We start from the raw sequence: 25,858 nt of genomic DNA on the forward strand, positions 1-25,858 counted from the left end.
CGAAAGTGGTCAAGGGGAAGAGTCACCACGGCGAGTTCTCGCCGTCCTCACCGGGACTCGGCGTTTCGGGTTCCGGTGGCGCGATCTCGGCTTCCTGGCCGGGAAAACGCGAGCGCAGCTCTTCGACCATGAGCGTTCTGGTCTCCGGGTCCTGATCACCGAGTTGCTCGGCGAGCACGTCGCCGACCTGGTTCGCGATCCCGGCTTGGGCCTGGCGCAGGGTCGACAGGACCATCGCCGACAGCTCCGGCAGCGGGACGGTCCGAGCCCGCGGCGAGAACTCCACATCGGTGAGATTGCCGTCCGAACGCACCGTCACCCGCACTTCGCCACCGCGGCTGCTCGCGCTCAACCGCAGGTTTTCGGCCTGCCGTGCGAATTCCTCGTACTTGTCGGCTTTCGCCGAGGCGGCGCTCGCCCACTGCTCGATCCGCGCGAGCGCCTGGTCCGGATCCGCGTTGAACCCGGCGATCCCGTCCGTCCGGGGTGCGCTCACAGCTGCCGCCCCACCCTCGAGTTCAGGGTTTCCCCGGCCAAAAGGCCTTTGAACGGCTCGGCCGCGGTGTCGTCGCGTCCGTCGTACGCGGCGGTCGTGGAACGCACGTTCCCGGCCGTGGCGCCCATCGCCTCCTGCGCCGACTCGAGCAGATCGATCGCTTGTTCCTCCATGGGATTGATCACCGGAGGAATGAACGAGCAGAGCAGACCGTAGCAATCGTCCGACATGGCGGCCGTCCGCGCCGCCGACAGCGCGGTGCCCAGCCGATCGGTCAGCGCGTCGAGATGGCTCGCGTGCGCGGTGAGATCGTCCGTGACGACGTTGAATCCCGTCATGACCTTCGAGTTCCCCCTTCACGCGCCCCTGGCGGAGGGCGCCACCAGACCAAGATGCCCTGCGGCCACAGCACTTCGCGGGCTTCACGGGGATACGGTGAACGAACGGTCAAGCCTCGTTGCACGAACGCGCAGAGTGGCAGGCTAGGTTGATCGGGTGAGTCTTCTCGATGATGTGGCCGAACGCGACGGCTGGCGGTGCTGGGTCTGCGACGAACCGGTCGATCCGGACATGTCGGTGAACGACCCGCGAGGTCCCAGTGTCGACAGCCGGACCGCCGACCGGAAGGCCAAGGTCGCCGAGCGGCTCGCGCACCGCGGATGCAACACCCGCAAGGGTGCGGTCAAGGTGGTCATCGCCTGGCCGGACCGCCTGCACGTGGTCGAACCCGCGCCGCTGATCACCGTCGCCGGACGCCTGGAGCGCAAGGGAGGCCGCGAATTGGTGGCCCGTTGCCCGACCCGGCAGGACGCCCAAGAGGCTGCGGACTGGCTGGTGGACCGATTCTCCCGGCTGGTTCCGGGATTGCCGGTGACCGCCGGTGTCGAACCGGGTGGCGGCCAATTCCTCGTCATCCTGACCGCCGGCCGCCGCTGACCGGGAATCCCCGCTTCGGCTCGTTAGCACAAGTCGAAAGCCGAGTCGTAGCATTCACTCGAAAGTGGGTACCGCGCCCGTAATCCCCCAGGTGAACCCCCGCATTTCATCGGTATTTCATCGGCCCTCATTAGCGTTCAGCCGGTGAATTCGACAGTGGGGAGAAACCGATGAGAAAAGCCGGAGCGCGTTTGCTCGCGACCGCCGTCCTGTCCGTCGTCGCCCTGGCCGGCGCGATCGCCGGTTCGGGAACGGCGCAGGGGGCACCCGCTCGCGCGGACGGCCCGTGCGGGCCGGTCATGTTCGTCGTGCCGGGATATCAGGACGGCGGGGCACAGAAACTTCTGGACCGGGCGTTCGCGCCCGGCGGCGCCGACCCGGTGCGCATTCCTTATCCGAACAGCGCCGGGGACGTCAATCTGTACGCCGACGTCGACGCCGGTGTCGCCAATCTCCGGACCGCGCTCTACAACCTCTATGTCACCTATGGCTGCGACCTCGAAACGAAGGTGTACATCGTCGGGTTCAGCCTCGGCGCCCTCGTCGCGGGCACGGTGCTGGAGACCGAACCGCCCGGACGGAACATCCAGGGCGTGCTGTTCGCCGACGGGCGGCGGCAGCCCGTCGAGTCGAACTGGCCGGGCGATCCCGGCGGGCTGATCGGGCACCTGCCCGTTCCCGGTCCCGGCGGCGCCGGGTTCCGGCCGGTGGATTCCTTCCGATACCCGACGCTCAGCCTGTGCAACGGACCCAACGCGGCCGGTGGCGCCGATCTGATCTGCTTCGGCGGCACCAATCTGGACAGCTACTTCAGCTCGCACCCGTATTACAGCTTCGAAGTGAGCAACGAGCTGAACATCCACGGCGAAGGCCCGTACCCGAACAACCTGCGCAACCGCGTCATCCCGTAATCCCGCTTCGCGACCTCCCCGGCGGTCCACGCCGGGGAGGTTGCGAAGCCTGCCGAGGTCATGCCCCCGCGGACACAGCGGTTCGAACCTTCGGGCAACTCTGCGCCGCACATGCTCTCCGAAGCAACCCCATTCCGCTTCCGGCGTCTTCCGGACAAAGCTTCGAACAATGGATGCGAGAGGGGCGCTGAAATGAAATTCACCGCGAAGAAGACGATCAAAACCGCCATTGTCGGCGGGGCGATCGCCGTCACCGCACTTCTTTCCGCGTGCAGTGGGAACAATGTCGCCGGAAATGGTTCCCCGGTGAAGAACGCGGCCGCAGAACAGGCGCAGACCGGTGGCGGTCAGGGAGCGGCCGCCGGAGGTTCCGGCGCCGAGTCGTCCGACGGCGACGTCAACTGCAGCAAGCACGGCGGCCAAGTCGGCGCCCCCGGGCGGCCGAAGATGGACCTGATCGCGGTGGCCGCGACCGACGGCACCACGCCCGGTTGCACCGAGGCGTACAACGTGATCACCGAGTACTACGACAAGCTGCCGCAGGCCGAAGGGCCCGGCGAGCGGGTGCTCGACGTCCAGGGCAAGTGGACTTGCGCCCGTCTGACGGAAGCCGGCACCGAGGTGGTCTGCGGCGTACCGAACAGCTCCCTGCAGCTGGAGACGAGGCCCTCGGGCGCGGGGAAGGCGCCCGTCGAGCAGAACCGCAAGTTCCCGAACTCCACCCAGCGGGTGCAGTTCACCGGGTACGACGCCAATCTCCGGATGGTCCGCTTCCAGCTGATCAACGGCCAGGCCGACCCGGTCGACGGCGCGACCTACCGGCTTCCGCTGCAGAAGGGCGGCGAGGTGTTCAGCGCGGCCACCCTGTGCCCGGGCGAATCGGTCACCATCGACGACGAGGGCGACGGCAACCTGCCGTGCGGTCAGGACCAGCTGATCCAGCAGTTGCGGGAAGGCAACCCGGGCCTCGTGAGTGGTAAGGACGGTTAGAACCGTCCTTACCACTCACGAGGCCCGGTCGGCTCAGAAGCCGAAAAGCTCCTGCGGTACTTCGTGCTCGTCCGGCCAGGTCAGCCAGGCGACATCGGTCGGTCCGATGGCGCAGTCGGCCACACGCCAGGACCGCGCGTCGTCGTCGACACCCGTTTCGCTCTTCTTCTTGAGCAGGGCGACGTAGACGTCGGACATGACGCCGTCGGCCCGGCGGTTCTCGTAGACGGTGCCGGCGTAGTACGGACGACCGGCTTCGGTGCCGCGCATCGTGCCGTGCAGGAAAACCCAGGGACCGAGCCGGTCGAGCTGTTCCACGGCCACCTGGACCCGATCGCCGAACTCCTGGTCGAGCCGGGCGGTGGCGGCCTGGAGTACCGCTTCCCGGACCGGGTCGCCGGGGTTCAGCGACTGCGGGAAGGGTCGTGCGGACGGGGTGTACATCAAGCAACCTCCCACTGGCGGGTCGGCGACGCGAGCGACCGCGTCAGCCGGCCCGGTGATGCTATGGCGTTCTGTCGGATCAGGTCGGCGGGGTGAGGATCTTCACGAGGCCGCCACCGCCGCCCATGCTGATCTTCTGCGAACCGTCGGGGTTGATGTTGTTCGAGCCGATGAACTGGCCATCGCCCGCGTACAACACGACGTGCCCGCCGTTGTTCGAGATCACCACGTCGCCGGGTTTCGCTTCGGAAAGCGGCACAGACCGCCAGCCGTCCGCTTCGAGGTTGGCCGTCAGGCCGGCGACCGAGGCGCTCGCTTGCCCCTTGTCGATCAGGCCCGCCGCCTCGAGACAGCCGGAAACGAAGTTCGCGCAGTTGACGTTGTTGGGCACCCACGACTGCATGGCGGGCAGCTCGCCGCTGCGCTTGAGGTCACCGGCGTTGCGGCCGAGGAACTGCTCGGCGATCTTCGCCGGGTTGTCGCCCCGGGCGTCGATCGGCTTGGCGGGCCTGCCGTCGCCCGGCACCCCGGCGACACCTCCACCGCCGCCGCCTCCGCCTCCACCGCCGCCGTCTCCCCCGCCGTAGCTGGGCGTACTGCTCACGTGGGAGTTGACCGGCTTGGCGTTGACGCTCGACGCGGTGGTCTGGCCGTCGTCGGCGGGCACCAGCTCGAGGAAACCGCCTTCGATTTCCAGGCCGAGCGGCTTGAGGAGATCGTCGATCTGCTTCTCGGCCTCGTCGAGGGCGCGTTCGATCTCGTCCTTCTTGCCGTTCGAGTCTTTTTCGTTGAGCTGCCGGAGCCGCTCGATGTCCGACGCGGCGGCGGCGATCTCGTTGTCGTCTTCGGAGCTGTTCTTCCGCCGCCGGGCGGCGTCGATCAGTTTGCGGTTGTCCGCGTCCTTGTCGTTGGCTTCCTGGGCGAGTTGTGCGACCTTCTTCTTGACGTCGTCCAGGATCTCGGACACCCGCTGAAGGATGTTCTTGGCCGCCTCGGCCTTGTCGCTGACCTTGTAGCTGGCCTTGCCGAGCTTTTCGAGGTGGTCGGCGACGGCGTCGGCGTCCTTGCCTTCCCATTCGCGCAGCACGTCGTCACGGAAGAGCTTGAGATCGTCTCCGAGATCGTTCGCCCTGGTGGCCGCTCCGCCGACCTTCGCAGCCTGGTCGTTGACCGCCCTCGAATTGAGCTTCTGCGCCTGCTGGGCGTGTTTGTCGATGGCGTCCAACGACTTCGGACGGTCGTGCGACGGGTCGTCGAGCGTGCTCGGATTCCGCTCCGCGGTGGTCATCGGTAAATCCCCCTGGTTCCCGTCTTCAGTCCGATCAATCCCGCTCGCGGTCGCCGCCGCGCAGGGTGTGGACACCCGCGGCTTCGTCGTTCCGCATCCGCTGGGCGGCGTTGGCCAGAGCGTTCGAAGCGGCGTCGACCAGCTTCGCGGCGGCCGCCAGTTCGGCGTTCACGCCGCGGTGGAACCCCTTCATCGTGGTACCCGTGCTGGCCGCGTTCTTCAGATCGCCGAACGCGCCGCCGGGATCGCCGTCGCCCAGGTCCTTGCCCGCCCCGCTGAAGCCGTCCTTGAGCCCGCCGACCTTCTTGGCCAATGCGGCGATCTGCTCTGGATCGAATCGGCGAGTCATGAATGATCCTTCCAGTCCCGGCGCCTGCGCCCGTGCTTGCCTGACCCACATTGCTCTACAGCGCACCCTATGAGTTCCCACCCACGCGTGCGCACCGTTTCCCGAAACGCGATGACGCCGTTCGTGTACACCGACGCATCCGGGCGCGCGTTGGTTCCCGGACGTCACCCGGAAGATTTCACCGGCATCCTCGGCGGGAAGATCTTACCCTCTTGACACCCACGGACAGCGGGAAGTCGGCGGCTCTTCGGGCTCCGCCACTACTTTCAGTAGCCGATTCTCACCCGGGCGGGGGCACATGTGACCGCGGAAAACGTCTTTCCGCTTGCGACACGCCACCTCTGCTTACCGCCGGGCTAGACCAGGCCCAGCTCGCGCGCCCGGACGCCCGCCTGGAAACGGGACTCGGCACCCAGCGCGGTCATCAGCTCGGCCACCCGGCGCCGGTAGGTCCGCACGCCGAGGCCGAGAGCCCGGGCGGCGGCTTCGTCCTTGACACCGCTGCCGAGCAGGTCCAGCACCGCGGGGGCGAGCTGCCGGATCTCGGACACCTGCGCGTCGAAGACGGCGAGATCGGTCGCCGATCGCCAGGCCGCCTCGAACAGCGACATCACGCCCTGCACGGTTTCGGGCTGGGTGATGACGCTGTAGCCGCGTTGTCCGGCGGTGAGATCACCGGCCAGGATGACGAGCCTGCCGTCCATGATGATCGTCTCGTTGACGTCCTCGGTGGAGACGCGGATCCGGGCGCCGAACCGGTCGCGGATCCTCGCCAGCTCCTGCGCGGCTCCCGGGTCGAGCAGCAGACCGGCCCGGTAGATCTTGCGGATCCGGACCTCGCCGGACCGGCGCTCGGCGGCCGCGGTGAGCTCCTCCGACCTGCGTTCGGCCACCCAGGTCGCGAGGTCGTTGGCGGCGCACGCCATGTCGGTCACGGTCGAGAACAGGTGCCCGACCCGGCGGAACAGCTCCTCTTCGCCGCGCACGACCGTCACCGCATCACTCGCCCGCATGAGACCGATACTGCCCCAACCGCGCGACCAGGTGGCAGGTTGTTGCCATTTTCTGACCACGGGCAGGCTCGTGACGACGCTGGTGGCCATGACGAACCTTCACGACAACGCCGCCGCCGCGGGCACCTGGCGGCTCGGCGACCTCACCGTCAACCGTCTCGGCCTCGGCGCGATGCGGCTGACCGGGATGCCCTGGGACGAGAAACCCAAGAGCCGCGAGGACGCGATCACCGTCCTGCGCCGCGCGATCGAGCTCGGCGTCGACCACATCGACACGGCTTCGTTCTACTTCACGCCCAGGCGCTCGGCGAACGAGCTGATCGCCACCGCGCTCCAGCCCTACCCCGAAGACCTCGTGATCACCACGAAGGTCGGCGCGGGCCGTTCCCGTGACGGCGAGTTCTCCTTCGCACGGCCGGATCAGCTACGCGGCCAGGTCGAGGAGAACATCCGCCAACTCGGCCTCGACCACCTCGACGTCGTCAATCTGCGCTGGGGCGCCGCGATGGGCAAAGAGCCCGGCTCGGTGGCCGAACATTTCGGCGCGCTGGCGGAGCTGCGCGAGGCGGGCCTGATCCGCCACCTCGGCATCTCCAACATCGTGGCGGACCAGCTGACCGAAGCGAGGTCGATCGCCCCCGTGGTCTGCGTGCAGAACCGCTACGGCCTGACCGACCGCGAGGACGACGCGCTGCTCGACCTGTGCGGCGAGCTCGGCATCGCGTTCGTGCCCTTCTTCGCCGTCACGACCTCGATTCCCGGCGCCGCCGCACACGGCACCGTTCCGGGCGAGGCCGAGGTCGCGAAGGTCGCCGCGGCGCACGACGCGACCCCGGCGCAGATCCGGCTCGCCTGGACGCTGCACCGCGGCGCGCACGTTCTCGCCATCCCCGGGACCGGCGATCCCGGGCATCTGGCGGAGAACGTCGCGGCGGGCGGCCTGCGGTTGAGCGAGGAGGAGCTGGCTCTGCTCGACGCTGTCGGCAACGGGCCCCTCGCACGTTAAGCCCTGCTCCGGTGCCGGTGGTCGTGAGTGGTGCTGACCATATGACGCGAGGTGACCCCGTCCCCGGACCATGATCAACGGAGGATCCGGGACACTCAACGTCCCGAATCCTCCGTTGATCAAGGCTCTACCACTCAAACCCGGCGGCCGACACACCGCGGCACCAAGACGGGTCAGGTCCAGTAGGTAAGCACCGGAAGTACGTGAAACTCTGTTGGTTCCAACGGCCCACAACACTCACGACTCGCTGTACCGACGCCTCACCGGCGGACTCGGCGATCCACGGCGACCCAGTTCGTTTCCCAGGTCGCCCCGCCGTCGGCCGAGAACGCCTGCTCGAACCTCGCTTCGTCCGGGCCTTGGCGGAAGACGAGGAAACGCACCTTGATCGGACGGCCGCCGAGCTGGTCGTCGCCGTGGAACTCGCCGACGCCGTCGCGGAACCCGCCGTAGACCGACGGGGTGAGCAGACCGTCGCGCATGTTGACGAAGGTCAGGCTCCACCGCTGCGCCTGCGGTTCGTACAGCCGCAGGTTGAGCGCGTCGATACGCCCGTCCGGACCCGAAACCTCGAATTCGAGGGCGTTCGCCCGCCGGTCCATGAGCGGGCGGACGGTGCTGGTGCCCGCGAACTGGAGCCACTGGTCCGCGGATTCCGAAAGCGGCTCGGCGAGCACCCGCACCGTGGAGCGCCAGGTTCCGATCTCCCAGTCGAACGCCCGCTGGGGATCGGTTCCCGAGGTCGACGCGTCGCCCGACGCCGCCGTCGCGATCAGCATCAGGGCCGAAAGGCCCACTGTCAGGATTCGTTTGTATGGCACGGTCATGGTCCGACTATCCGAGCGGAGGACGACCATGGACAAGAAGGCACCTCTGGGTAACCTTCCCCGTCCCAACCCGCTGCCGGGCTGTCCGATGGCCGCGGCGTTCGCCGCGATCGGCGGGAAATGGAAACTGACTCTGCTGTACTGGCTCGCCCACGGCGAGTCCCATTTCGCCGGCCTCCGCCGCCGGGGTGCCCCCATCACGCCCAAGGTGCTGGCCGAACAGCTGCGCGAGCTCGAGGCCGACGGACTCGTCGAACGCGTGGCGACCGGGCCGGTCCCGGCACGGGTCATCTACCGGCTCACTCCTTACGGTGCCACGGTTCTGCCGGTGGTCGAGGGAGTCAGGGTCTGGGGCGAAGCGCATCTCGAACGCACCCTGGGCGATGCCGCGCCGAACGCGGCGATGGGCTGCGCCGACGCGATCGGATAGCGATCTCGCGTGATCAGAGCCGGAACTCACGTGATCAGAGGCGGAACTCACGTGATCGGTGTACAAGCACGTGAGTTCGGTGTTCAAGCACGCGTGAGCGGGGTACGGCAGGGGCGTCCCAGTCACCGCAGTCCGGCTCGGCGGGCGGCGGTGGCCGTGGCGAGGGTCTGGAGGACCTCCTGGGTGGCGGCGATGTCGATGCAGGCGTCCGTGATGGACTGACCGTAGGTGAGCGGCCGGTCGGGATGGAGGTCCTGACGGCCGGCTTGGAGGTTCGATTCGAGCATGACACCGACGATGCCGCGCTGACCGTTCTTGACCTGCTCGGCGATCTGTTCGGCGACGATGGCCTGCCGGAGATGGTCCTTGCGGCTGTTGTCGTGGCTGGCGTCGATCACCACCCGGCGGGGCAGGCCGGCGTTCTGCAGGGTGGTGAGCGCCGCGCGGACGGACGCCGGGTTGTGGTTGGGCGCGCTGTTGCCGCCGCGCAGGACGAGGTGACAGTCCGGATTGCCGGCGGTGTGCAGGATCGCGGGCAGGCCGCTGGGGTCGACGCCGGGGACGACGTGCCGTGCTTCGGCGGCACGGATCGCGTCGACCGCGACGGTGACATCGCCGTCGCGGCGGTTCTTGAAACCGACGGGCATGGATAGACCGCTGGCCAGCATGCGGTGGTTCTGGCTTTCCACGGTGCGGGCGCCGATCGCGCCCCACGAGACGGTGTCGGCGAGGTACGCCGGGATGGTGGTGTCCAGCCATTCGCACGCGGCGGGCAGACCGCCCTCGGCGAGTTCGAGGAGCAGGTCCCGCGCGATACGCAGGCCGTGATTGACGTCGCCGGTGCCGTCGAGGTGCGGGTCGTTGATGAGCCCCTTCCAGCCGCCGACCGTACGGGGCTTTTCGAAGTACACGCGCATGACGATCAGGAGATCGTCGGCGAACCGGCCGGCGAGGGCGGCGAGGCGGTCGGCGTACTCGAGTGCCGCGGCGGGATCGTGGATGGAACAGGGCCCGGCGATCACGAGCAGCCTGTCGTCCGTGCCGTCGAGGACGCGGAGGACGTTTTCCCGGCCTTGCCGCACCGTGTCGGCCGCGGTGGCGCTGAGCGGCAGTTCGTGGTGCAGCAAGGCGGGCGTGACCAGCGGGACCATGCGGTCGATGCGCTGGTTGTCGAGTTCGACCGTGGCGATGGTTGTCATCACAGATATCCAGGGTTTCTGCCGGCACCGGGTACGGGAAGCCGGGATTCCCCGGCCCGGCCGACGGTCTCGGGTGAACGAAGAAGCAAGCCCGGCATTTACTCGAGCAAGAAGTCTCTTACCCGGGGAATCTTCCACCATCCGCCACGCGAAACAATGGGAAAAGCCCTGTCCAACCGGATTACCGCGAATTCAGCGACCGGTCCAGATCGGGTCCCTTTTCTCGGCGAAGGCACGGGCGCCTTCGCTCGCGTCCGCACTCGTCCGCCGCCGTTCTTCCCACGGATACGAGGTTTTGAACGCTTCCTCGAGCGGGAGGTCGAGCGACCGCAGCGCGGCCTCCTTGATCGCACGGACCGAAAGCGGAGCGGCACGCACCAGGTCGTCCGTCCATTCGGCGACGCACCGGTCCAATTCGGCGAACGGCACGACTTCGTTGACCAGGCCGTGGTGAAGCGCCGTCGCCGCGTCCATTCTGCGCCCGGTCAGCAGATATCCCATCGCCACTTTCTGCGGAAGCTGCCGTGGCAACCGGAACACCCCGCCCGCCCCGGCGATCAGCCCGAGCCGGACCTCCGGCAAGCCGAAGACCGCCTCCTCGGAGGCGACGACGATGTCGCACGCGAGCACGAGTTCGAAGCCACCGCCCAGCGCGTAGCCGTGCACGCGGGCGACCACCGGTTTGGACAGCGTGAACCGGTCGGTCAGCCGGGGATGACCCGGCTGACCGCTACTGCCGAACGTCGACGCCTCGACGCCTTCCTCGGTCAGCCGGGCGCGTTCCTTGAGGTCCTGCCCGACGGAGAACGCGCGATCCCCCGCACCGGTCAGGACCACCGCCCTGACGTCGTCGTCGGCTTCGACGTCGTCCCAGATCTCGGCGAGTTCCGCGTGCATCCGCCGGTCCATCGCGTTCAGCACTTCGGGCCGGTCCATCGTCACGTAGGCGACGTGGTCCTTCTTCTCGTACCGGACCCCGGTCCCGCTCATCGCGACCCCACCGCGAACCGGCCCACCTTGCCGATCACGTCCGCGCCGTAGATGCGCAAAGCCTGCTGCAGCGCGAATTCGGCCAGGTACCGCCGGAACTCCTCCGGTGGTTCCTCGGCCAGGTTCACCATGCGCCGGTTGGCCGCCACGGCTTCCCCGTCGAGCCGGGCGAGCGCGCTGTCGATGGCCGCGTCCATCTCCTCCGGCGGGACGACCTCGTCGACGATCGCCCGGGCGTCCGGCTCGTCCGCCTTGAGCTTGCGGCCGCCGAGGATCACCTGCCGGGCCACGCGCGGCCCGGCGATCCGGGAAAGCCGGAAGTTGGACACCCCGGGGATGATCCCCTCCTTGGCCGCGGGCAGGCTGAGGTACGCGTCGGACGCCGCCAGCACATGGTCGAAGACCAGCAGCAGCTGTGTCCCACCACCGATGGCGAAGGAGTCCACCGCCGCCATCCAGGGCTTGTCCGTGAACCGGGAGTGCCAGGAATCGTCCGTCAGCAGACCTCGGAAGATCTTCTGGATGTAGCCCGTTTCCCGCCGCAGCAGGAAATCCACCAGCGGGATGTCGCCGGAGCTGAGCTTCTTGAGGTTGATCCCCGCGCAGAACACCCGGCGCCCCAGATAGCGGGGATGGCTCATCACCCCGCCCCGCAGCAGTCCCACCCGGACGGACGGGTCGAGCAGCACCAGGTCGACCGCGGTCTCCATGTCGTCGACCTGCTGGGCGTCCTCGGCGTTCAGGCAGTCGTCGCGGCACAGGGTCAGGTGCGCGACACCGTCACGGCGTTCCAGCCGGACGGCCTCCATCCGCACGACACCGGTCTCGAGGAATTCGGGCAGTAGCCGCTGTGCCCTGGCGGTGGGCCGGAGCATGGCGTCGAGCAGATGCGGACCGGCCTTCGGCGCGCGCAGGATCCCGCGCAGGAAGATGCCCTGGTCGATCTCGCGCCCTTCCTTCTCCGCCTGCGGCCGCGAACGCTCGGCCGCCATCTGCTCCTCCGAGGGCACCAGGCCGGGAAAGGCGAGCGCGGCGGCCCGGACGAGTTCGTCGATCCGCAGATACCTCGTCCGGCCGTCGGTGAGTTCGGCGTAGATCTCTTCCGCGTGCGCCTCGACGAAGGCCGCGCGCATCGCCCGGATCTCGTCGTCGACCCGGTGGGCCTCCCCCGCCAGGGCCCGGAGATCGAGTCCTGGCGCGAGAGCCGCGCTGTCCTTCGTCACGACTTGGCTTCCCGCCGCAGGGCCCGGTCGGCCGCGGCCAGGTGGGAACCGAGCGCCTCCTCGAAAGTGGTCGAGCCCGCTTCGAAGATCAGCTGACGCCGGATCGCCGTCTCGGCGCCGTCCGTGACAGCGTCGAGTTCGGCCAGTGTCTTCGCCGGATCCTCGGAGACCTCGTCGATCAGGTCGAGGGCGAGCGCGCGATCCGTGTCGAGCGGGGTCCCGAGCAGCACGGCACGCCGGATGCCCGCCGCGCCTGCCTGCTTGGTGAGCCGATACACGGTCATCCCCGGCCAGGTGCCGCCGCCCGCCCAGGCGAGCCGCAACGTGGTCCCCGGCCCGGCGATCCGGACGTCGGCGGCGAGGAGGAGATCCAGTGCCATACCGGCGCATTCACCCGACGCCACCACGGCCGTGAGCCTGCCGAGGCGCTCGAACCGGCGCACGACCCGCTCCCATTTGGACACCAGACCGACCGCCAGCCCCTTCGCCCAGTCGGCGGGCGGAGCGCCCGTGACGTGGATGGTGACCGGTCCCGGTCCACGGTGGTCCTCGGCACGATCGCAGAGCGCGTCGATCTCCTCGACGGCCGCGGCGGACAGCGGACGGGAGCCGTCGAAACGCAGCACGAGCTCACCCTTGATTTCGTTACGCGTCACCATTGAATAAGCGCCATTTCGATTGTGGAGCCAGGCCCCATGGTCATGAGCACGCCGTAGTCCCCCGGGCGGGCGACGTCTTCGTCGGCGAGCCGCTCGTAGGAGAAGAGAAAGGAGCCGCTGGAGAGGTTCCCGTAGTCGCGGAGCACACCGGTGGTGTGGCGGACGTCGTACCGGCTCAGGCCGAGGTTGACGACGACCGCGTCGATCACCTTCTTCCCGCCGGAATGCACCAGCCAGTGGCCGATGTCGCTGCGGCGCAGACCCGTCCCGGACAGGAGCCGGTCGATGACGATTTCGGCGTGCGCGCCGACCACATAGGGGATCTGCGGATCGAGGAAGAAACTGAACCGGTCCTGCTCACGGTCCCAGTCGTAGCGCATCGCTTCGACGGCGTCGGTGATGATGTAGCTGGCGAATTTCAGGACGCGCGGACCCGGCACGCGCCCGTCACCGGAAACGAGCGCGAGCGCCGCGGATCCGTCGCCGAAAAGACTGTTGACCACCGCGGTCCGCATCGTGCCGTCCAGCGCGTAGGCGGCGGAACACGCCTCGCTGCACAGGACGACGCCGAGTTCGCCGGGGTGCGCCGCGGACCAGCCCGCGACCACGTTGAGCGCGTTGAGACCGGCGTTGCAGCCCATGCCCACGATGTCGGAACGGCTGCAGTGCGGGTCGATGCCCAGCTCTCGGATGATCAGCGCGCTCAGACCGGGCGTCAGGAAACCGGTCGAGGTGACGCAGCACAGGTGACGCAGATCCGAAAGCGTCGCCCCCGCCGACTTCAGGCAGGCTTCCAGCGCCCGGCAGCCCATGTCGACGGCGATCTTCTTGTGCTTGTCGAGGAGGTCGCCCTGCGGTTCGGCCGCGCGTGCGCCGCCGGGCCCCTCCGGCGGCAGGGTGAGGAAACGCCGGTCGATGGCGCTGTTCAGGAAGACAGAGCGGATCTTCGGATCCTCGATGTCGAGGATTTCGAGGAGTTCGGATTGCGAGTAGGACACCGAGGAGACCGCGGTCCCCACGCCGGCGAATCGAGTGATCTCGGTAAATCCATTGTGGACGGAAAGATCCGCGGTGGTTTCGGCTAGAGCAGTCATCGATACATCCATCCCCATGTTCTCAATTTGCTCCGGAGCAGCTGCTTGAAACGCGCAGCGGGCATCGATCTCACCTTTCTCTGATCTGGAGTCGGACAGTGGGCTTCAGGCGGTCTGGGGGACTTCGGACAGTCGCCGTTCGATCTCCACGCAGGTGGCGTACTCCGGCAGCAGTCCCCGTCGTTCCGCCTCGGCGAGCGTGATCGCCACCTGGTCCCGTTCGGACAGAATCGGTTCGACGCCGGGGTCGACGGGCAGGCCGAGCGCGGGATCCAGGACCGAGAGAGCGAGTTCGTTCCGCGGTTCGTAGGCCGTGGAGAGCAGGTACCACATGACGGTGTCGTCTTCGAGCGCCACGAACGCGTGACCGACGCCCACGGGGAAATACATCGCGCGGTGGTCCCGCTGGTCCAGCAGAACCGCGTCCCACTTCCCGAACGTCGGCGAGCCGACCCGGAGGTCGACCACGATGTCCAGCGCCTGACCGCTCGCGCAGTAGACGTACTTCGCGGTACCCGGCGGCGTCGTGGTGTAGTGGACGCCCCGCACCACGCCGCGCTTGGACCTGCTGTGATTCGTCTGCACCACCCGGAAGAGCGGGCCGCCGTGCGCGTCGGCGAAGGCCTCTTCCTGGAGTGGCGAGACGAACAGGCCACGATCGTCGGGGAAGACCCGGGGGGTGAACTCGATCGCGCCTTCGACGGCGAGTTTGCGTGCTTGCACAGGTGCTCCCGTGGTCGGCGTGATCAGAGGCTGGACAGCACTTCGCGGACCGCGTGGACGACCTTGTCCTGCAGATCGGGGGAAAGCGCGGGATACATCGGCAGCGAGAAGATCTCGGTGGCCAGCTTCTCGGTGACCGGCAGGGAACCCTTCTCGTAGCCGAGGTGGGCGAACCCGGTCATCGTGTGCACCGGCCACGGGTAGCTGATGTTCAGGTGGATGTCGTACGCCTTGAGGCGCTCGATGATCTCGTCACGTCGCGGGTGCCGCACCACGTATACGTAGTACACGTGCTCGTTGCCGGGAGTGGTCTTCGGAAGCTTCAGGCCGGTGTCGCCGAGGCCCTCGACGTAGCGCTCGGCGACGGCCCGGCGGCCCGCCGTGTACGCGTCGAGTCGCTTGAGCTTGCGCCGCAGGATCTCCGCCTGGACCTCGTCCAGGCGGCTGTTGTGGGCAGGCGTTTCCACCGTGTAGTAACGCTCCTCCATACCGTAGTAGCGCAACCGCCGCAGCCGCCGCTCCACGGCTTCGTCGGAGGTGATGGCCGCGCCGCCGTCGCCGTACGCGCCGAGCACCTTGGTGGGATAGAAGGAGAACGCGGCCGCGTCGCCGGTCGTCCCCGCGATCGTCCCGTTCTGCCGGGCCCCGTGCGCCTGGGCACAATCCTCCAAAAGGGACAGTCCGTGCTTCGCGGCGAGTGCCTTCAGCGGGGCCATGTCCACGCACTGGCCGTACAGGTGCACGGGCAGCAGGCATTTGGTGCGTTCGGTGATCGCGGCCTCGACCAGGCCGGTGTCCATCAGGAAGTCTTCCTCGCGGACGTCGACGAAGACCGGGGTGGCCCCGGTGCCGTCGATGGCGACCACGGTCGGGGCCGCGGTGTTGGACACGGTGATCACCTCGTCGCCCGGCCCGACGCCCAGTGCCTGCAGGGCGAGCTTGATCGCGTTCGTCCCGTTGTCGAGACCGACACAGTGCCCGACGCCGTGGTACGCGGCGAATTCCGACTCGAAGCCGCGCAGGCTCGCGCCGAGCACGAGCTGCCCGGAGTTGAAGACCGTCTCGACCGCGTCGAGCAGATCGGTCCGCTCGGCACCGTATTCGGCGAGGTAGTCCCATACGCGCGTGGTCATGTGTGAACCCTTCCCTGAACTGATGACGTCAAAGCGGCGACGGTGCGGCGCACTCCCTCGGGCAGTGAGATCTCCGGGTGCCAGCCGGTGACCGCCCGAAACGGCGTGGAATCGATGGTGATACTCCGGAAGTCCGTCTCGGGCGCGTGCGACGGAGGCTCCACACAGGACACTTCGACCGGACTCTTCCCCGTGTGCTCGGACATTTCCTTCGCGACGAGCCGGAAGACCTCGCCCAGCTGATCCCCCCGGCCTGCACCGATCAGCCAGTGCCCGCCCGCCAGGGAATCCGGATGGTCCAGTGCCGCCGTGAACGCCGACGCGACGTCGTCGACGTGAACCAGGTCGCGTCGCACCGTGCCGTCGCCCCAGATGGTGAGCGGCAGGCCTTCGAGCGCCCGCCGCGCCATGGTGGACACCACACCGCGGTCGTGGTTCGCGCCCTCGGCCGCGGTCTCGCCGAAGATCGTCGGCAGCCGCAGGCTGATCCCGCGCACCAGGCCGTCGGCGGTGGCCTTCTTGAGGAGTTGTTCCGCTTCGAGTTTTTGCACGTCGTAAGGAGTCGCCGGGTGGTCCGGTTCGGTCCCGTCGAGCGGTTCCCGGGGTGGCACCCCGACCTGCGAGGTGGACCCGGCGAACACCACCACCGGAGGCGGCCCGTCGCCACCGCCGACGATCTCGACGAAGTCCCGGAGGACGCCCACGTTCACGCGTTCGGCGCCCTCGGCGCCACGCCAGCCGCCGTCACCCAGCAGCAGGTGGACGACCGCGTCCGAGCCCGCGACCGCGCTGGCGAGCGAGGCGCGGTCGGTGAGATCGGCGGCGACGGCGGTGATCTCGGCCCGGCCGGCCGGGGGCGTGAACCGCCTGCGCGCCACCGCACGCAACCGGATCGGCCGCCGCGCCAGCGCGCGCGCGACGGCCGAGCCGACGAAACCCGACGCGCCGAGGACGGTGATCGTCTTCATCTCAGGCACCGCCCCGTGGCTGCGCCGCCGCGGCGTTGAGGCAGGCGAGAAGCGTACGGGCCTCGACGTTGACGTAGTGTCCGTGCCGGGTGAGCGCGGTGAGCTGCCCCGGAGTGACCCAGGCATAGCCGGGCGGTGGCTCGACCGTCTCGTCCGCCTCGATGGCGAGATAGCGCGCCCGGACGCTGAGAAAACGGCCGCCTTCTTCGGAATGGATCGCCTCGTACCGGATCCGCGATCGCGGGGCGCCGAGGACCATGTCGAGGAAGGGCGGCCACTTCTCGGCGGGCAGATGCAGATAGTTCTGGGGCGTGCACTGGACGGTCGGCGCCAGCTCGACCGTGTCCAGGAACCCGCCGTCGGCGCGGGCGTGCGCCAGAACGTGCGGAACGCCGCCGAAGTCACGCATGAGGAACGCGATGAGGCCCATCCCGACGGATTCGATCAACGGCTGGGTCCAGGTGACCTTCTCTCGGTTGCTCCCTTTCACCGCGACCGCGAGGACCTTGAAGTAGCGGCCGTCCACGTGCTCGATCGCCTCGACGCCCTGCTTCCAGTCGCGCACGTCCTTGAGCGGGATGCGGGCGGCGCGCACGTCGTGGCGCGAACGCTCGTTCGTGAACCACGACAGGAGCTGGACGTCGGAGAACAGCGCGCCGGGAGCCTTGTCGTGGTACGGCAGGCACGAGAGCACGCTCCTGGCGTTCATGTTGATCGTCTCGTCCTCGTGCATCAGCTCCGCGATCTGCCCGAGGGTGAGCCAGCAGAAGTCGTCCCACATCCGCACTTCGTCGGTGGTCTCGACGATCATGTTGCGATTGGACTTCTGGAGGAACCACGATCCCTGCTCCGCCTGGAGCACGTCGACGATGACCCGCTCGGGGTCCGGCGGGGCGAAGTACTCGATCAGCTTGACGTTCGTGCCGCCATGCGCCTTGGTGTAGTTGCTGCGGGTGGCCTGCACGGTCGGCGACAGCTGGACCATGTTGGGGTTCCCCGGCTCCATCTTGGCCTGCATCAGAAAATGCAGGACGCCGTCGAACTCCTTGCCCAGGATGCCGAGGATGCCGACTTCGGCCTGTTTGATGACCGGCTGCTGCCACTCGCGGTAGGGGCCGTCCCCGTGCGGGCCGTCGGCCTCGACCACGTGCAGCCCTTCGATGGTGAAGAACCGTCCGCTCCGGTGCACGATGTTGCCGGTCACGTCCTCGAATCCCCACTCGTCCAGCGCGGCGAAGGGGATGCGTTCGACGTGGAAGACATTGGCCTCACGGCGTTCGGCGATCCACGCGCGGACGTCGTCGGTCCGCATGTGCGCGCCCTCGGTGGTCGCGGCGGACAAGGCGACGCGGTCCGCGTGATCCTGGCCGTCACGGGGGCGCACCGCACCCGGCGCGGCGAGGCGCGGCAGTGTCGAAGGACTCCTTGTCATGGCCGTCTATCCCCTTTGCGTGCCAACGATGATCTCGCTTCCTACGCCCCGCGCCCTGACGGAAAGGTAACTTCGGTCCGGCGGAACGGTCCAGATCGTCCAATCCCTTTCGGGGCAGGGTGTCCCGCGCCGTCAGTTCGCGTCTTGAGTTCGGTCTCGGGGTGGCCGCAGGGGACTTTCACCGCATGCGACGTGGCGTTGGTCAGACCCATGCTCCGGCCGGTCCTGGACAGAAGCGACGTCCTGAAGGCCACCCTTGAGACATCCAACGTCCCAAAGGCGGCCTTCAGAACACTCCGCCCGCCACGACACGTTCGACCTTCGGCTCGATAAAACCGGCCGACAGGACACTAGAGCGACTGTTCCTGCTCGTTCTTCGCCGGTTGCGCGGCCCAAGCCCGGTGCTCGGTCTCCCGCACCTCCTCTTCGGCGGTCTGTTCCACCCTCTTCATCGCGAACCGCAGGATCGGCGGTGTCATCAGCGAAGTGACGATCGCGACGAGGATGATGATCGTGTAGATCTCGACGCTGAGAATGCCCAGCCGCAGCCCCACCATGGCGACCACGATCTCGATGACACCCCGCGCGTTCAGCCCCGCGCCGAGCGCGAGCCCTTCCCATTTGTTCAAGCCGCTGAGCCGGGCGCCGGCGTACGCGCCGACGAACTTGCCGATGATGGCCAGCGCGAGCACCACGAGCCCGGTGAGCAGGACCGGCGGATGGATCAGCGCGGTGAGATCCATCCGCAACCCGGCCGTGGCGAAGAAGATCGGCGCGAAGACCGCCAGGACGACGGTACGCAGCGGTGCCAGTTTGACGGGATCCACCTTGCCCGCGGTGTTGATCAGGATGCCGCAGAGGAAGGCGCCGAAGATCGCCTCCAGACCGAGGGCCTGCGTTCCGGCCGAGCCCAGGAGGATCAGGACGACGGCGGCGGAGACGGTGAGCCCCGGACCGTCGGATCTGGCCGCGGTGCGCATGACGCCCCTCACCAGCGGCCTGCCGATGGTGAGGGCGAAGACGATGACACCGACCAGGTAGCCGAGCGAGATGAGCACGGCGCCCGCGGACACGGCGGTGACCGCCATCGCGCTGACGATCGACAGCATGAACCAGCCGAAGGCGTCCTCGATCGCACCGGCGGCCAGCGTGAGCTGCCCGACGTTGCGGTGCAGCAGTTTCATGTCCATCAGCGTCTTGGCGATGACCGGGATGGCGCTGACGCACAGCGCCACGCCGAGGAACAGCGCGAAGACGGTGATGTCCGTGCCTTCGGGCATTAACATCTTGGGCAGTGCGTAACCCGCGCCGATGCCCAGTCCCAGGGGGACGATCAGGCCGCCGAGGCCCACTCCGGCGGCCGCGGCACGCCGCCGCCGTAGCAGGCCCATGTCCATCTGCATACCGGTGAAACCGACCAGCAGGATGACACCGATCTGCCCGACGGCGTCGAGAAGGTGGTACTGCTCGGTGACGGCGGGGAAAAGCCAGCCGTGCACCTCCGGTGCCGCCCACGCCAGCAACGACGGGCCGAGGAGCACCCCGACCACCAGTTCGCCGACCACGGCGGGCATCCCGAACCGAGCGGCCAGCCGTCCGAAGACGACGGCGAGCAGGAGCAGAGAACCGGCCTGCAGCAAGAAGAGCAGGAGACTGTGGGCGGCGATCGGGGCAACCGGCGCCGGAAGCGAGAGAAGCACCTTCCTCCTTCGGGTAAGAACGGGAACGGCGTCAGCCGTGGCGAGCGACCCTCGTGCCCAGCCGCCGGGCCGCGTCCACCGAGCCGCAGCCCGCGAGGCCCAGCGCGTTCCGGAATTCGACGGTGAGCAGGTCGAGCACCTGCCGGACGCCGTCCTCCCCGCCCGCGGCGAGCCCCCACATCGCGGGGCGTCCGACCAGGACACCCGACGCCCCCAGCGCGATCGCCTTGAGGATGTCGCCGCCGCTGCGGATCCCGCCGTCGAGCAGCACTTCGCCCTCCCAGCCGGAAAGGGCGGCGGCGATCTCACCCAGCATTTCGATCCCCGGCACGGCGCCGTCCAACTGTCGGCCTCCGTGGTTGGACACCACGATGCCGGCGGCACCCGCGTCGACGGCGCGGCTCGCGTCCTCGACCGCGAGGATCCCTTTGAGCACCACCGGGAGATCCGTGTGCGCACGGACCGCCTCGACGGATTCCCAAGTGGCCGGGGCGAATTCGCGCGCGGTGTGGTCCGCCACCGCCGACTGGCCGCGAGTGCGGCGGTGCGCGGCCTCCCCGGCGTCGAAATTGGCCGCGATCACGGAATCCGGCAGCGCGAAGCCGTTCCGCATGTCCCGCAGGCGCCGTCCCATCCACGGCACGTCGACGGTGAACACGATCGCTTCGCAGCCCGCGTCCTCCGCGCGGCGGACGAGGTCGAGCGAGCGTTTCTCGTCACGCAGCCAGTACAGCTGGAACCAAGGCCGTCCGCCGACGGCCGCGATCTCCTCCAGCGGGACACTGCTCAGCGTGCAGATGGTGTACGGCACGCCCGCGTCGCGGGCGGCGCGTGCCGCGGCGAGTTCGCCCTCGGGGTGGAACAACCGCTGGTACGCGACCGGCGCGACCACCGCCGGCAGCGCGGCGTGACCGCCGAGGAGTTCGGCCTCGACGGTGCCACCGGTCAGCTCACGCAATACCCGGGGGATCACGAAGATCCGCTCGAGCGCGGCGCGGTTGGCCGCCAAGGAGGCCTCCGCGCCGCTGCCCCCGGCGAGGAAATCCCAGTTCTCGCCGGAGAGGACATCGCGTGCCGCGCGCTCGAGGTCGTCGAGACAGACGTGGGTCATCGACGGACGGGGCCGAGCTTGCTCTGCCCGGTGCGCTCCAGCTCCACGGCTTCGTACAGTGCCTTGATGTTGGAGCTGCCGAAGGTCCCCGCGCCCTGCCGCTCGATGATCTCGAAGAAGATCGTCTTACGCGGATGCGTGGAGGCGGTGAAGATCTGGAACAGCTGGCCGCCGTGGTCCTCGTCGGCGAGCAGCTTCGTCTCGCGCAGATCGTCCAGCGAGTGCGTCTCCAGCTCGATCCGCTCGCCGAGCAGGTCGTAGTAGGCGTCCGGGGTCTTCAGGAATTCCACGCCACGCGCGGAAAGCTCCTTGACCGCGCGGACCGCGTCCGGGCTGGTGAAGGCGATGTGCTGGACGCCGGACCCGTGGTGCTCCTTGATGAAGTCGTCGATCTGGCCGGGGTCGGCGGTCTTGTCGGGCTCGATCAGGGTGAGGGTGACCGCTCCCGACGTGCTCTGCACGACGGTCGAGTTCATCGCTTGCGCGCCGACCACGATGTGTTCTTCGAAGATCTGCTTGAAGCCGAGCGCGCGCTCGTAGAACGCCACCGTGGGGCCGAGGTCACCGGCGTTCAGGCAGACCGCGAAGTGGTCGATCACACCCAGGTCCACGCCGCCCTTGCCACGCGGGGCTTCCTCGGCGACGTCGCTCTGGATCAGGGTGTGCACGACATCGCCGAAACCGCTGACGGTGGCCGTGACGACCGAGTCCGCCCGCTTCTCCGGCTCGCGGACGGGTTCCGCGCCCGCCTTCACAGCGGCCTCGAAAGCGGCGGCCACGTCGGAGGTGCGCAGCGCGATGTCGGCCACCCCGTCACCGTGGGTCTGCAGGTAGGTCGCCCCGGGATGCCGGTCCGACAGCGGCTCGGTCAGCACCAGCGCGATCGCGCTGTGCCGCAGTGTCACGCTCCGGTGGTCGGCCGACCGGTCGGTGGCGGTGACGGAGAAGTCGTACTTGTCCATCCAGCCGGACGCGGCGGCCTCGAGGTTGGCCACGTACATTTCCACATGGTCGATCTCGAAATTCTGCGTGCTTTCTTGAGAAGACAAGGCATTCCTCCGTGGAATAGATGTAACCCTCGATCACAGGATGGCGCGCATCCCCTTGCGCATCAATGATGTCCGCTTGACACTTTCGTCCACATAGGACTAGCCGGGGTCAGCGGCCGGTGAATCGCACCGGGAGTTCCCGGTACCCCTGGACGACGACGGCGCGCAGCCAGGCCGGTTCGTTCTCCAGCTCCACTCGCGACACTCGTTCGGCCACCTCCCGCAGTACGACCGCCAGTTCGATCCGCGCGAGCGCGGACCCGAGGCAGTGGTGCATGCCGTGCCCGAAGGTGATGTGGCGATTGGGTTTCCGTCCCGGCCGGAACGTGTCGGGATCGTCGAACACCGCGGGATCCCGGTTCGCGGCGGGAAGCCACGCGACCACCGGCGTGCCGGCTTCGAGGTCGCGGCCGTTGACCGTGACGTCGCCGGTCGTCACCCGCAACACGTGCATCGCGGGCGAGGTCCAGCGCAGCACCTCGTCCACGACCGGGTCGACGTCGACGTCCCCGTCCCGCACCTGGGCCAGAAGTCCCGGCACGGTGGCGAAAGCGTGCACCGCGCCGGTGATCGCGTGCCGAGTGGTCTCGTTGCCGCCGATCAGCACGTTGTCGCAGTTGAGCACCACGTCGTCGATCGAGAGTTCGCCGTCGGACAGCAACGTGCTGACGAGGTCGTCGCCGGGGTTCGCGCGGCGCGCGCTGATCAGTTCGTCGAAGTAGACGAGGATCTCGGTGTGCGCCTGACGCGGCGTCATCCCGTCGAACAGTTCGTCCTCGCCGCCGAACGCGTGATTGGTCAGGTCGATGAGCATGTCCTGGTCCTCGGCGGGCACGCCGAGGATCTCGCAGACGACCGCGGCGGGGATGCGCGGGCCGATCTCCGCGGCGACGTCGCACACCTCGCCGTCGAGCACCCGGTCGAGCACGCCGCGCACCTCGGTCCGCACCCGGTCCGACAGTTTCCGCGCCGCCGCCCGGGAAAGCAGCGGTCCCACCAGCTTCCGCAGTTTGCGGTGCTGGTCCTGTTCGGACACCACCATCATCTGGCCCCCGGAAGTGTCCGGGTGATCGCGGTCGAAGCCGATCATCATCCCGTACTCGGAGGTGAACGGGGCGGACGGGCCGAGCACCGCGGCGCACGCCCGGTGCGAGAACACCGACCAGAAGCCACCGGGCGAACTGCCCGGCTCGCTCCACACCATCGCGTCTTCCGCCGCGTACTCGCGCCACCGGGCGTGACGGTCAAGGGTCGTGTACAGATCGGGATCGCCGAGGTCGACGGTTTTCGTCGTCTGCATGAAGGTTCTCCAGGTCAGGTGAGTGCGCCGTCGAGCACCTTGGCGAGCTGTGCCACGGTCGGCGCGTCGAAGAATGCCTGCACTCTCAGCCGGATCTTCAGGCTTTCGCGGATGCGGCTCACCACACGGGTCGCGAGCAGTGAATGACCACCGATCTCGAAGAAGCTGTCCTCGACGCCGACGCTGGCGACGCCGAGCACGTCGGCGAACAGCTCGGCGAGAAGGATCTCCGTCGGTGTGCTCGGCGCTCGTCCCGACGCCGCGCGCTCGGCGCTCTCCTCTTCCGGGGTGGGCAGGGCGGTCCGGTCGACCTTGCCGTTCGGCGAGACCGGCAGTCTCGGCAGGCTGACGACCACGTCGGGGACCAGGTAGGACGGCATCCGCTCCCGTAGCGGCGGGGGGGGGTTGTCCGCCCTTACGCGTTCGCCCCCGGTGCCGACGACGTAGGCGACGAGCCGGTTGTCGTGCGCGGTCACCACCACCTGGGCCACCTTGTCCACGGCGAGCAGGGCGGACTCGACCTCGCCCGGTTCGATCCGGTGACCGCGGACCTTCACTTGGTCGTCGACGCGGCCGACGAAGACGAACTGGCCGTCCGGACGCCTCCGCACCCGGTCGCCGGTGCGGTACATGCGGCCGCCCGGTTCACCGAACGGATCCGGCAGGAACCGCTCCGCGGTCGCGGCGGGCCGCCTGAGGTACCCGCGGGCGAGACCGGGACCCATCGTGTACAGCTCGCCCACGTCCCCGTCCGGGACGGGCCGCAGCAGTTCGTCCAGGACATAGGTGCGGACACCGGTGATCGGCCTGCCGATCGGCGGGGTGTCCTCACCGGACAGCGGCTCGCTCGCGGTCACCGCCACGGTGACTTCGGTGGGGCCGTAGGCGTTGATCATCACGCGGTCCATGGACCAGCGTTTGGCCACCGGCGCCGGGCACGCCTCGCCTGCCACCAGGAGGGTCAGCCCGGCGGGCAGGCCGCCCGCTTCCTCCAGCGGGGCCAGCGCGGACGGCGGCAGCGTGACGTGGGTGATCCCCTGCTCGCGCACCAGCCTGCCGAGCGGCTCGCCAGGGACCAGGTCCGGCGCGGAGGCTAGCACGAGGCAGCCACCGGCCTGCCAGATCGGCCAGAACTCGGCGACCGCGGCGTCGAAACTCGGCGAGGCGAAGGCCAGCAACCTGCTGTCAGGCACCAGTCGCTGGCGGCGCACGTAGTCGTCGGCCAGGTTCGGGATCCCGCGGTGCGTGACCAGCACGCCCTTCGGCTTGCCGGTCGAGCCCGAGGTGTAGATGACGTACGCGGGATGGTCGGGGAGCAACGGGCCGAGGCGGTCCTCGTCGTCCAGGTTCGGCTCGGACAGACCCGGTTCCCGTTCCACGCTCAGGACGACGCCGTCGCCGGGCACGTCCTGGCCCGGCAGGCACAGCAGGATCCGCGCCGCCGTGTCGTCCAGCATGTGGCGTTTGCGTTCCTCCGGATAGTCCGGATCGACCGGCACGTACGCGGCGCCCGCCTTGTGCACGGCCAGGATCGCGATGACGAACTCGATCGACCTCGGCATGGCCAGCGCGACCAGCCGCTCCGGGCCCACCCCGTGCGCCACGAGCCGCCGCGCGAGCCGGTTGGCTTCGCCGTTGAGCTCGGCGTAGGTGAGTGTGGTGGTGTCCATCGCCACCGCCGGCCGATCCGGCAGCACGGCTGCGGTCGCCTCGAACAGGGCCGGTGTCGTGGCCGCCGAAAGGACGGTCATGCGGTCTCCCCCAGTGTCTCGCGGGATTCGGTGCGGAGGAACCGGATCAGCTCCCGGTTCACCGCTTCCGGGTTCTCCAGGTAGCCGAAATGCCCGCACCCGGGAATCGTGCGGTGGGTCGCGCCGGGGATCGCGCCTGCCAGCTCGCGTCCGGCGGCCGGCGGTGCCACGAGGTCGTGTTCGAACGAGACGACGTGACACGGCACCTTGATCGAGCGGTAGGCCTCGAGACGGTCGGGCAACGCGCTCAGCAGCAGCTGCTCCCGGACACCCGGCCCCCAGGATCCCGCCGCGGCGAACAGGTCGAGCCAGTCACCGGCGAGGTCGTCGTCGGCGAGGGTCGCGGGCCCCAGGTTGTGCATGGCCCGGACGGCGGCGAGGAAACCCGGTGGCAGCTCGATGCCTTGCTCGATCAGCTTCGCTTCGCCTTCCGCGAGCTCCCGCTGGACGAGGCTGCTCTTGCCGCAGGCCGCCATCAGCAGGACCGAGTCCAGCAGTTCCGGACGGGCGAGCGCCAGCTCCTGCGCGACGTACGAACCCATCGACGTGCCGATCACGCGGCACGGCACGGCGTCCAGGTAGTCGATCAAGGCCGCCACGTCCGCGACGAGGTCCTCGATGGTGAACCCGTCCGTGCCCTCGTCGCTCGGCGGGATACCGCGGTTGTCCATGGTGATCACGCGGAATCCGGCGGCGCGGAGCGCGGGAACCTGATGCAGGTCCCAGACGGAGCTCGGCGCGCCGGTGCCGGTCAGCAACAGGACGGCCGGACCGTTGCCTTGATCGTGGTAAGACAACCGGATCCCGTTCTCGGTTGTCATCAACATGATGGTCCT

General features: G+C 68.6%; 27 protein-coding genes. 5 read left to right on the forward strand and 22 right to left on the reverse strand.

The window, feature by feature from the left end; translation table 11 throughout:
- Positions 1 to 22 precede the first annotated feature (22 nt).
- Together H074_RS31400 and H074_RS31405 are read right to left on the reverse strand one after the other, a co-directional pair.
- On the reverse strand, positions 23 to 496 hold the full coding sequence (locus H074_RS31400; RefSeq protein WP_007034111.1) for a YbaB/EbfC family nucleoid-associated protein: 474 nt from the start codon (positions 494 to 496) through the stop codon (positions 23 to 25).
- Positions 493 to 834, reverse strand: a complete 342-nt coding sequence (locus H074_RS31405) for a type VII secretion target (RefSeq protein WP_007034112.1) — start codon at positions 832 to 834, stop codon at positions 493 to 495. Before H074_RS31405 ends, H074_RS31400 begins: the two co-directional genes overlap by 4 nt.
- A 157-nt stretch (positions 835 to 991) precedes the next feature.
- On the opposite strand from H074_RS31405, the gene H074_RS31410 reads away from it, so the two are divergent.
- The 3 genes from H074_RS31410 (at position 992) to H074_RS31420 (ending at position 3,333) form a co-directional block, all read left to right on the forward strand.
- Positions 992 to 1,432, forward strand: coding sequence for a hypothetical protein (locus H074_RS31410; RefSeq protein ID WP_039923740.1), 441 nt, complete (start codon positions 992 to 994; stop codon positions 1,430 to 1,432).
- A 170-nt stretch (positions 1,433 to 1,602) separates the two neighbouring features.
- Positions 1,603 to 2,343 carry a hypothetical protein gene (locus H074_RS31415; protein WP_039923741.1) on the forward strand — a complete coding sequence of 247 codons (741 nt, stop codon included), beginning with the start codon at positions 1,603 to 1,605 and terminating at the stop codon, positions 2,341 to 2,343.
- A gap of 192 nt (positions 2,344 to 2,535) precedes the next feature.
- Positions 2,536 to 3,333, forward strand: coding sequence for a hypothetical protein (locus H074_RS31420; RefSeq protein WP_007034115.1), 798 nt, complete (start codon positions 2,536 to 2,538; stop codon positions 3,331 to 3,333).
- 33 nt (positions 3,334 to 3,366) lie between these two features.
- Here the strand turns inward: H074_RS31420 and H074_RS31425 are convergent, their stop codons facing one another.
- The 4 genes from H074_RS31425 to H074_RS31440 form a co-directional block, all read right to left on the reverse strand.
- Positions 3,367 to 3,777, reverse strand: a complete 411-nt coding sequence (locus H074_RS31425) for a hypothetical protein (protein ID WP_007034116.1) — start codon at positions 3,775 to 3,777, stop codon at positions 3,367 to 3,369.
- Positions 3,778 to 3,856: 79 nt separating this feature from the next.
- Positions 3,857 to 5,065 (reverse strand): NlpC/P60 family protein, encoded by a 1,209-nt coding sequence (locus tag H074_RS31430; protein WP_007034117.1) that lies wholly within the window; start codon positions 5,063 to 5,065, stop codon positions 3,857 to 3,859.
- A gap of 34 nt (positions 5,066 to 5,099) precedes the next feature.
- Complete coding sequence (locus tag H074_RS31435) at positions 5,100 to 5,414, reverse strand: hypothetical protein (RefSeq protein WP_007034118.1); 315 nt, start codon at positions 5,412 to 5,414, stop codon at positions 5,100 to 5,102.
- A 356-nt stretch (positions 5,415 to 5,770) separates the two neighbouring features.
- Positions 5,771 to 6,427 (reverse strand): response regulator transcription factor, encoded by a 657-nt coding sequence (locus tag H074_RS31440; protein WP_039923829.1) that lies wholly within the window; start codon positions 6,425 to 6,427, stop codon positions 5,771 to 5,773.
- Positions 6,428 to 6,515: 88 nt separating this feature from the next.
- On the opposite strand from H074_RS31440, the gene H074_RS31445 reads away from it, so the two are divergent.
- Positions 6,516 to 7,433, forward strand: coding sequence for an oxidoreductase (locus H074_RS31445; protein WP_007034120.1), 918 nt, complete (start codon positions 6,516 to 6,518; stop codon positions 7,431 to 7,433).
- A gap of 260 nt (positions 7,434 to 7,693) precedes the next feature.
- On the opposite strand, the gene H074_RS31450 is transcribed toward H074_RS31445, so the two are convergent.
- Positions 7,694 to 8,260, reverse strand: coding sequence for a hypothetical protein (locus H074_RS31450; RefSeq protein ID WP_235096917.1), 567 nt, complete (start codon positions 8,258 to 8,260; stop codon positions 7,694 to 7,696).
- A 28-nt stretch (positions 8,261 to 8,288) separates the two neighbouring features.
- Here H074_RS31450 and H074_RS31455 point away from each other — a divergent pair, with 28 nt between their 5' ends.
- The gene (locus tag H074_RS31455) at positions 8,289 to 8,690 is read left to right on the forward strand and encodes a winged helix-turn-helix transcriptional regulator (RefSeq protein ID WP_007034122.1); all 402 of its coding nucleotides are present in this window, start codon (positions 8,289 to 8,291) and stop codon (positions 8,688 to 8,690) included.
- 122 nt (positions 8,691 to 8,812) lie between these two features.
- On the opposite strand, the gene H074_RS31460 is transcribed toward H074_RS31455, so the two are convergent.
- The 15 genes from H074_RS31460 to H074_RS31530 all read right to left on the reverse strand — a co-directional run bounded on the left by H074_RS31460 (position 8,813) and on the right by H074_RS31530 (position 25,849).
- Entirely contained in the window at positions 8,813 to 9,889 is a 1,077-nt protein-coding gene (locus H074_RS31460; RefSeq protein WP_007034123.1) for a 3-deoxy-7-phosphoheptulonate synthase, read from the reverse strand.
- Positions 9,890 to 10,081: 192 nt separating this feature from the next.
- Positions 10,082 to 10,879, reverse strand: coding sequence for an enoyl-CoA-hydratase DpgD (gene dpgD, locus H074_RS31465; RefSeq protein ID WP_007034124.1), 798 nt, complete (start codon positions 10,877 to 10,879; stop codon positions 10,082 to 10,084).
- Positions 10,876 to 12,102 carry a (3,5-dihydroxyphenyl)acetyl-CoA 1,2-dioxygenase DpgC gene (gene dpgC / locus H074_RS31470; RefSeq protein WP_007034125.1) on the reverse strand — a complete coding sequence of 409 codons (1,227 nt, stop codon included), beginning with the start codon at positions 12,100 to 12,102 and terminating at the stop codon, positions 10,876 to 10,878. Before dpgC ends, dpgD begins: the two co-directional genes overlap by 4 nt.
- Positions 12,099 to 12,728 (reverse strand): enoyl-CoA-hydratase DpgB, encoded by a 630-nt coding sequence (dpgB, locus tag H074_RS31475; RefSeq protein ID WP_235096918.1) that lies wholly within the window; start codon positions 12,726 to 12,728, stop codon positions 12,099 to 12,101. Before dpgB ends, dpgC begins: the two co-directional genes overlap by 4 nt.
- A gap of 26 nt (positions 12,729 to 12,754) precedes the next feature.
- The gene (gene dpgA / locus H074_RS31480; protein ID WP_039923742.1) at positions 12,755 to 13,855 is read right to left on the reverse strand and encodes a 3,5-dihydroxyphenylacetyl-CoA synthase DpgA; all 1,101 of its coding nucleotides are present in this window, start codon (positions 13,853 to 13,855) and stop codon (positions 12,755 to 12,757) included.
- A 105-nt stretch (positions 13,856 to 13,960) separates the two neighbouring features.
- Positions 13,961 to 14,578 carry a dTDP-4-dehydrorhamnose 3,5-epimerase family protein gene (locus H074_RS31485; protein ID WP_007034128.1) on the reverse strand — a complete coding sequence of 206 codons (618 nt, stop codon included), beginning with the start codon at positions 14,576 to 14,578 and terminating at the stop codon, positions 13,961 to 13,963.
- A gap of 23 nt (positions 14,579 to 14,601) precedes the next feature.
- Positions 14,602 to 15,711: a DegT/DnrJ/EryC1/StrS family aminotransferase gene (locus tag H074_RS31490; RefSeq protein WP_007034129.1), complete on the reverse strand. Its 1,110-nt coding sequence runs from the start codon at positions 15,709 to 15,711 to the stop codon at positions 14,602 to 14,604.
- Entirely contained in the window at positions 15,708 to 16,679 is a 972-nt protein-coding gene (locus H074_RS31495; protein ID WP_007034130.1) for an NAD-dependent epimerase/dehydratase family protein, read from the reverse strand. The genes H074_RS31490 and H074_RS31495 overlap by 4 nt, the downstream gene beginning before the upstream one ends.
- Position 16,680: 1 nt before the next feature.
- Positions 16,681 to 18,111, reverse strand: a complete 1,431-nt coding sequence (locus tag H074_RS31500) for an NDP-hexose 2,3-dehydratase family protein (RefSeq protein ID WP_007034131.1) — start codon at positions 18,109 to 18,111, stop codon at positions 16,681 to 16,683.
- A gap of 350 nt (positions 18,112 to 18,461) precedes the next feature.
- Entirely contained in the window at positions 18,462 to 19,811 is a 1,350-nt protein-coding gene (locus tag H074_RS31505; RefSeq protein ID WP_007034132.1) for a cation:proton antiporter, read from the reverse strand.
- 31 nt (positions 19,812 to 19,842) lie between these two features.
- Positions 19,843 to 20,922 (reverse strand): alpha-hydroxy acid oxidase, encoded by a 1,080-nt coding sequence (locus H074_RS31510; RefSeq protein WP_007034133.1) that lies wholly within the window; start codon positions 20,920 to 20,922, stop codon positions 19,843 to 19,845.
- Entirely contained in the window at positions 20,919 to 21,971 is a 1,053-nt protein-coding gene (gene hppD, locus H074_RS31515; RefSeq protein ID WP_007034134.1) for a 4-hydroxyphenylpyruvate dioxygenase, read from the reverse strand. The genes H074_RS31510 and hppD overlap by 4 nt, the downstream gene beginning before the upstream one ends.
- A gap of 109 nt (positions 21,972 to 22,080) precedes the next feature.
- Positions 22,081 to 23,271, reverse strand: coding sequence for a cytochrome P450 (locus H074_RS31520; protein WP_007034135.1), 1,191 nt, complete (start codon positions 23,269 to 23,271; stop codon positions 22,081 to 22,083).
- Between the two features lie 14 nt (positions 23,272 to 23,285).
- The gene (locus H074_RS31525) at positions 23,286 to 25,022 is read right to left on the reverse strand and encodes an amino acid adenylation domain-containing protein (protein WP_007034136.1); all 1,737 of its coding nucleotides are present in this window, start codon (positions 25,020 to 25,022) and stop codon (positions 23,286 to 23,288) included.
- Entirely contained in the window at positions 25,019 to 25,849 is an 831-nt protein-coding gene (locus H074_RS31530; protein ID WP_007034137.1) for an alpha/beta fold hydrolase, read from the reverse strand. The genes H074_RS31525 and H074_RS31530 overlap by 4 nt, the downstream gene beginning before the upstream one ends.
- Positions 25,850 to 25,858 lie beyond the last annotated feature (9 nt).

The sequence above is a fragment of the Amycolatopsis decaplanina DSM 44594 genome, from assembly GCF_000342005.1.
Classification (GTDB): Bacteria; Actinomycetota; Actinomycetes; order Mycobacteriales; family Pseudonocardiaceae; genus Amycolatopsis; species Amycolatopsis decaplanina.

Bases quoted from the DNA above. Each gene is read 5' to 3' on its own strand.
- H074_RS31405 (WP_007034112.1), bottom strand. From the start codon at position 834: ATGACGGGATTCAACGTCGTCACGGACGATCTCACCGCGCACGCGAGC.
- H074_RS31415 (WP_039923741.1), top strand. From the start codon at position 1,603: ATGAGAAAAGCCGGAGCGCGTTTGCTCGCGACCGCCGTCCTGTCCGTC.
- H074_RS31420 (WP_007034115.1), top strand. From the start codon at position 2,536: ATGAAATTCACCGCGAAGAAGACGATCAAAACCGCCATTGTCGGCGGG.
- H074_RS31425 (WP_007034116.1), bottom strand. From the start codon at position 3,777: ATGTACACCCCGTCCGCACGACCCTTCCCGCAGTCGCTGAACCCCGGC.
- H074_RS31430 (WP_007034117.1), bottom strand. From the start codon at position 5,065: ATGACCACCGCGGAGCGGAATCCGAGCACGCTCGACGACCCGTCGCAC.
- H074_RS31435 (WP_007034118.1), bottom strand. From the start codon at position 5,414: ATGACTCGCCGATTCGATCCAGAGCAGATCGCCGCATTGGCCAAGAAG.
- H074_RS31440 (WP_039923829.1), bottom strand. From the start codon at position 6,427: ATGCGGGCGAGTGATGCGGTGACGGTCGTGCGCGGCGAAGAGGAGCTG.
- H074_RS31445 (WP_007034120.1), top strand. From the start codon at position 6,516: ATGACGAACCTTCACGACAACGCCGCCGCCGCGGGCACCTGGCGGCTC.
- H074_RS31450 (WP_235096917.1), bottom strand. From the start codon at position 8,260: ATGACCGTGCCATACAAACGAATCCTGACAGTGGGCCTTTCGGCCCTG.
- H074_RS31455 (WP_007034122.1), top strand. From the start codon at position 8,289: ATGGACAAGAAGGCACCTCTGGGTAACCTTCCCCGTCCCAACCCGCTG.
- H074_RS31460 (WP_007034123.1), bottom strand. From the start codon at position 9,889: ATGACAACCATCGCCACGGTCGAACTCGACAACCAGCGCATCGACCGC.
- dpgD (WP_007034124.1), bottom strand. From the start codon at position 10,879: ATGAGCGGGACCGGGGTCCGGTACGAGAAGAAGGACCACGTCGCCTAC.
- dpgA (WP_039923742.1), bottom strand. From the start codon at position 13,855: ATGACTGCTCTAGCCGAAACCACCGCGGATCTTTCCGTCCACAATGGA.
- H074_RS31490 (WP_007034129.1), bottom strand. From the start codon at position 15,711: ATGACCACGCGCGTATGGGACTACCTCGCCGAATACGGTGCCGAGCGG.
- H074_RS31495 (WP_007034130.1), bottom strand. From the start codon at position 16,679: ATGAAGACGATCACCGTCCTCGGCGCGTCGGGTTTCGTCGGCTCGGCC.
- H074_RS31500 (WP_007034131.1), bottom strand. From the start codon at position 18,111: ATGACAAGGAGTCCTTCGACACTGCCGCGCCTCGCCGCGCCGGGTGCG.
- H074_RS31510 (WP_007034133.1), bottom strand. From the start codon at position 20,922: ATGACCCACGTCTGTCTCGACGACCTCGAGCGCGCGGCACGCGATGTC.
- H074_RS31520 (WP_007034135.1), bottom strand. From the start codon at position 23,271: ATGCAGACGACGAAAACCGTCGACCTCGGCGATCCCGATCTGTACACG.
- H074_RS31525 (WP_007034136.1), bottom strand. From the start codon at position 25,022: ATGACCGTCCTTTCGGCGGCCACGACACCGGCCCTGTTCGAGGCGACC.
- H074_RS31530 (WP_007034137.1), bottom strand. From the start codon at position 25,849: ATGTTGATGACAACCGAGAACGGGATCCGGTTGTCTTACCACGATCAA.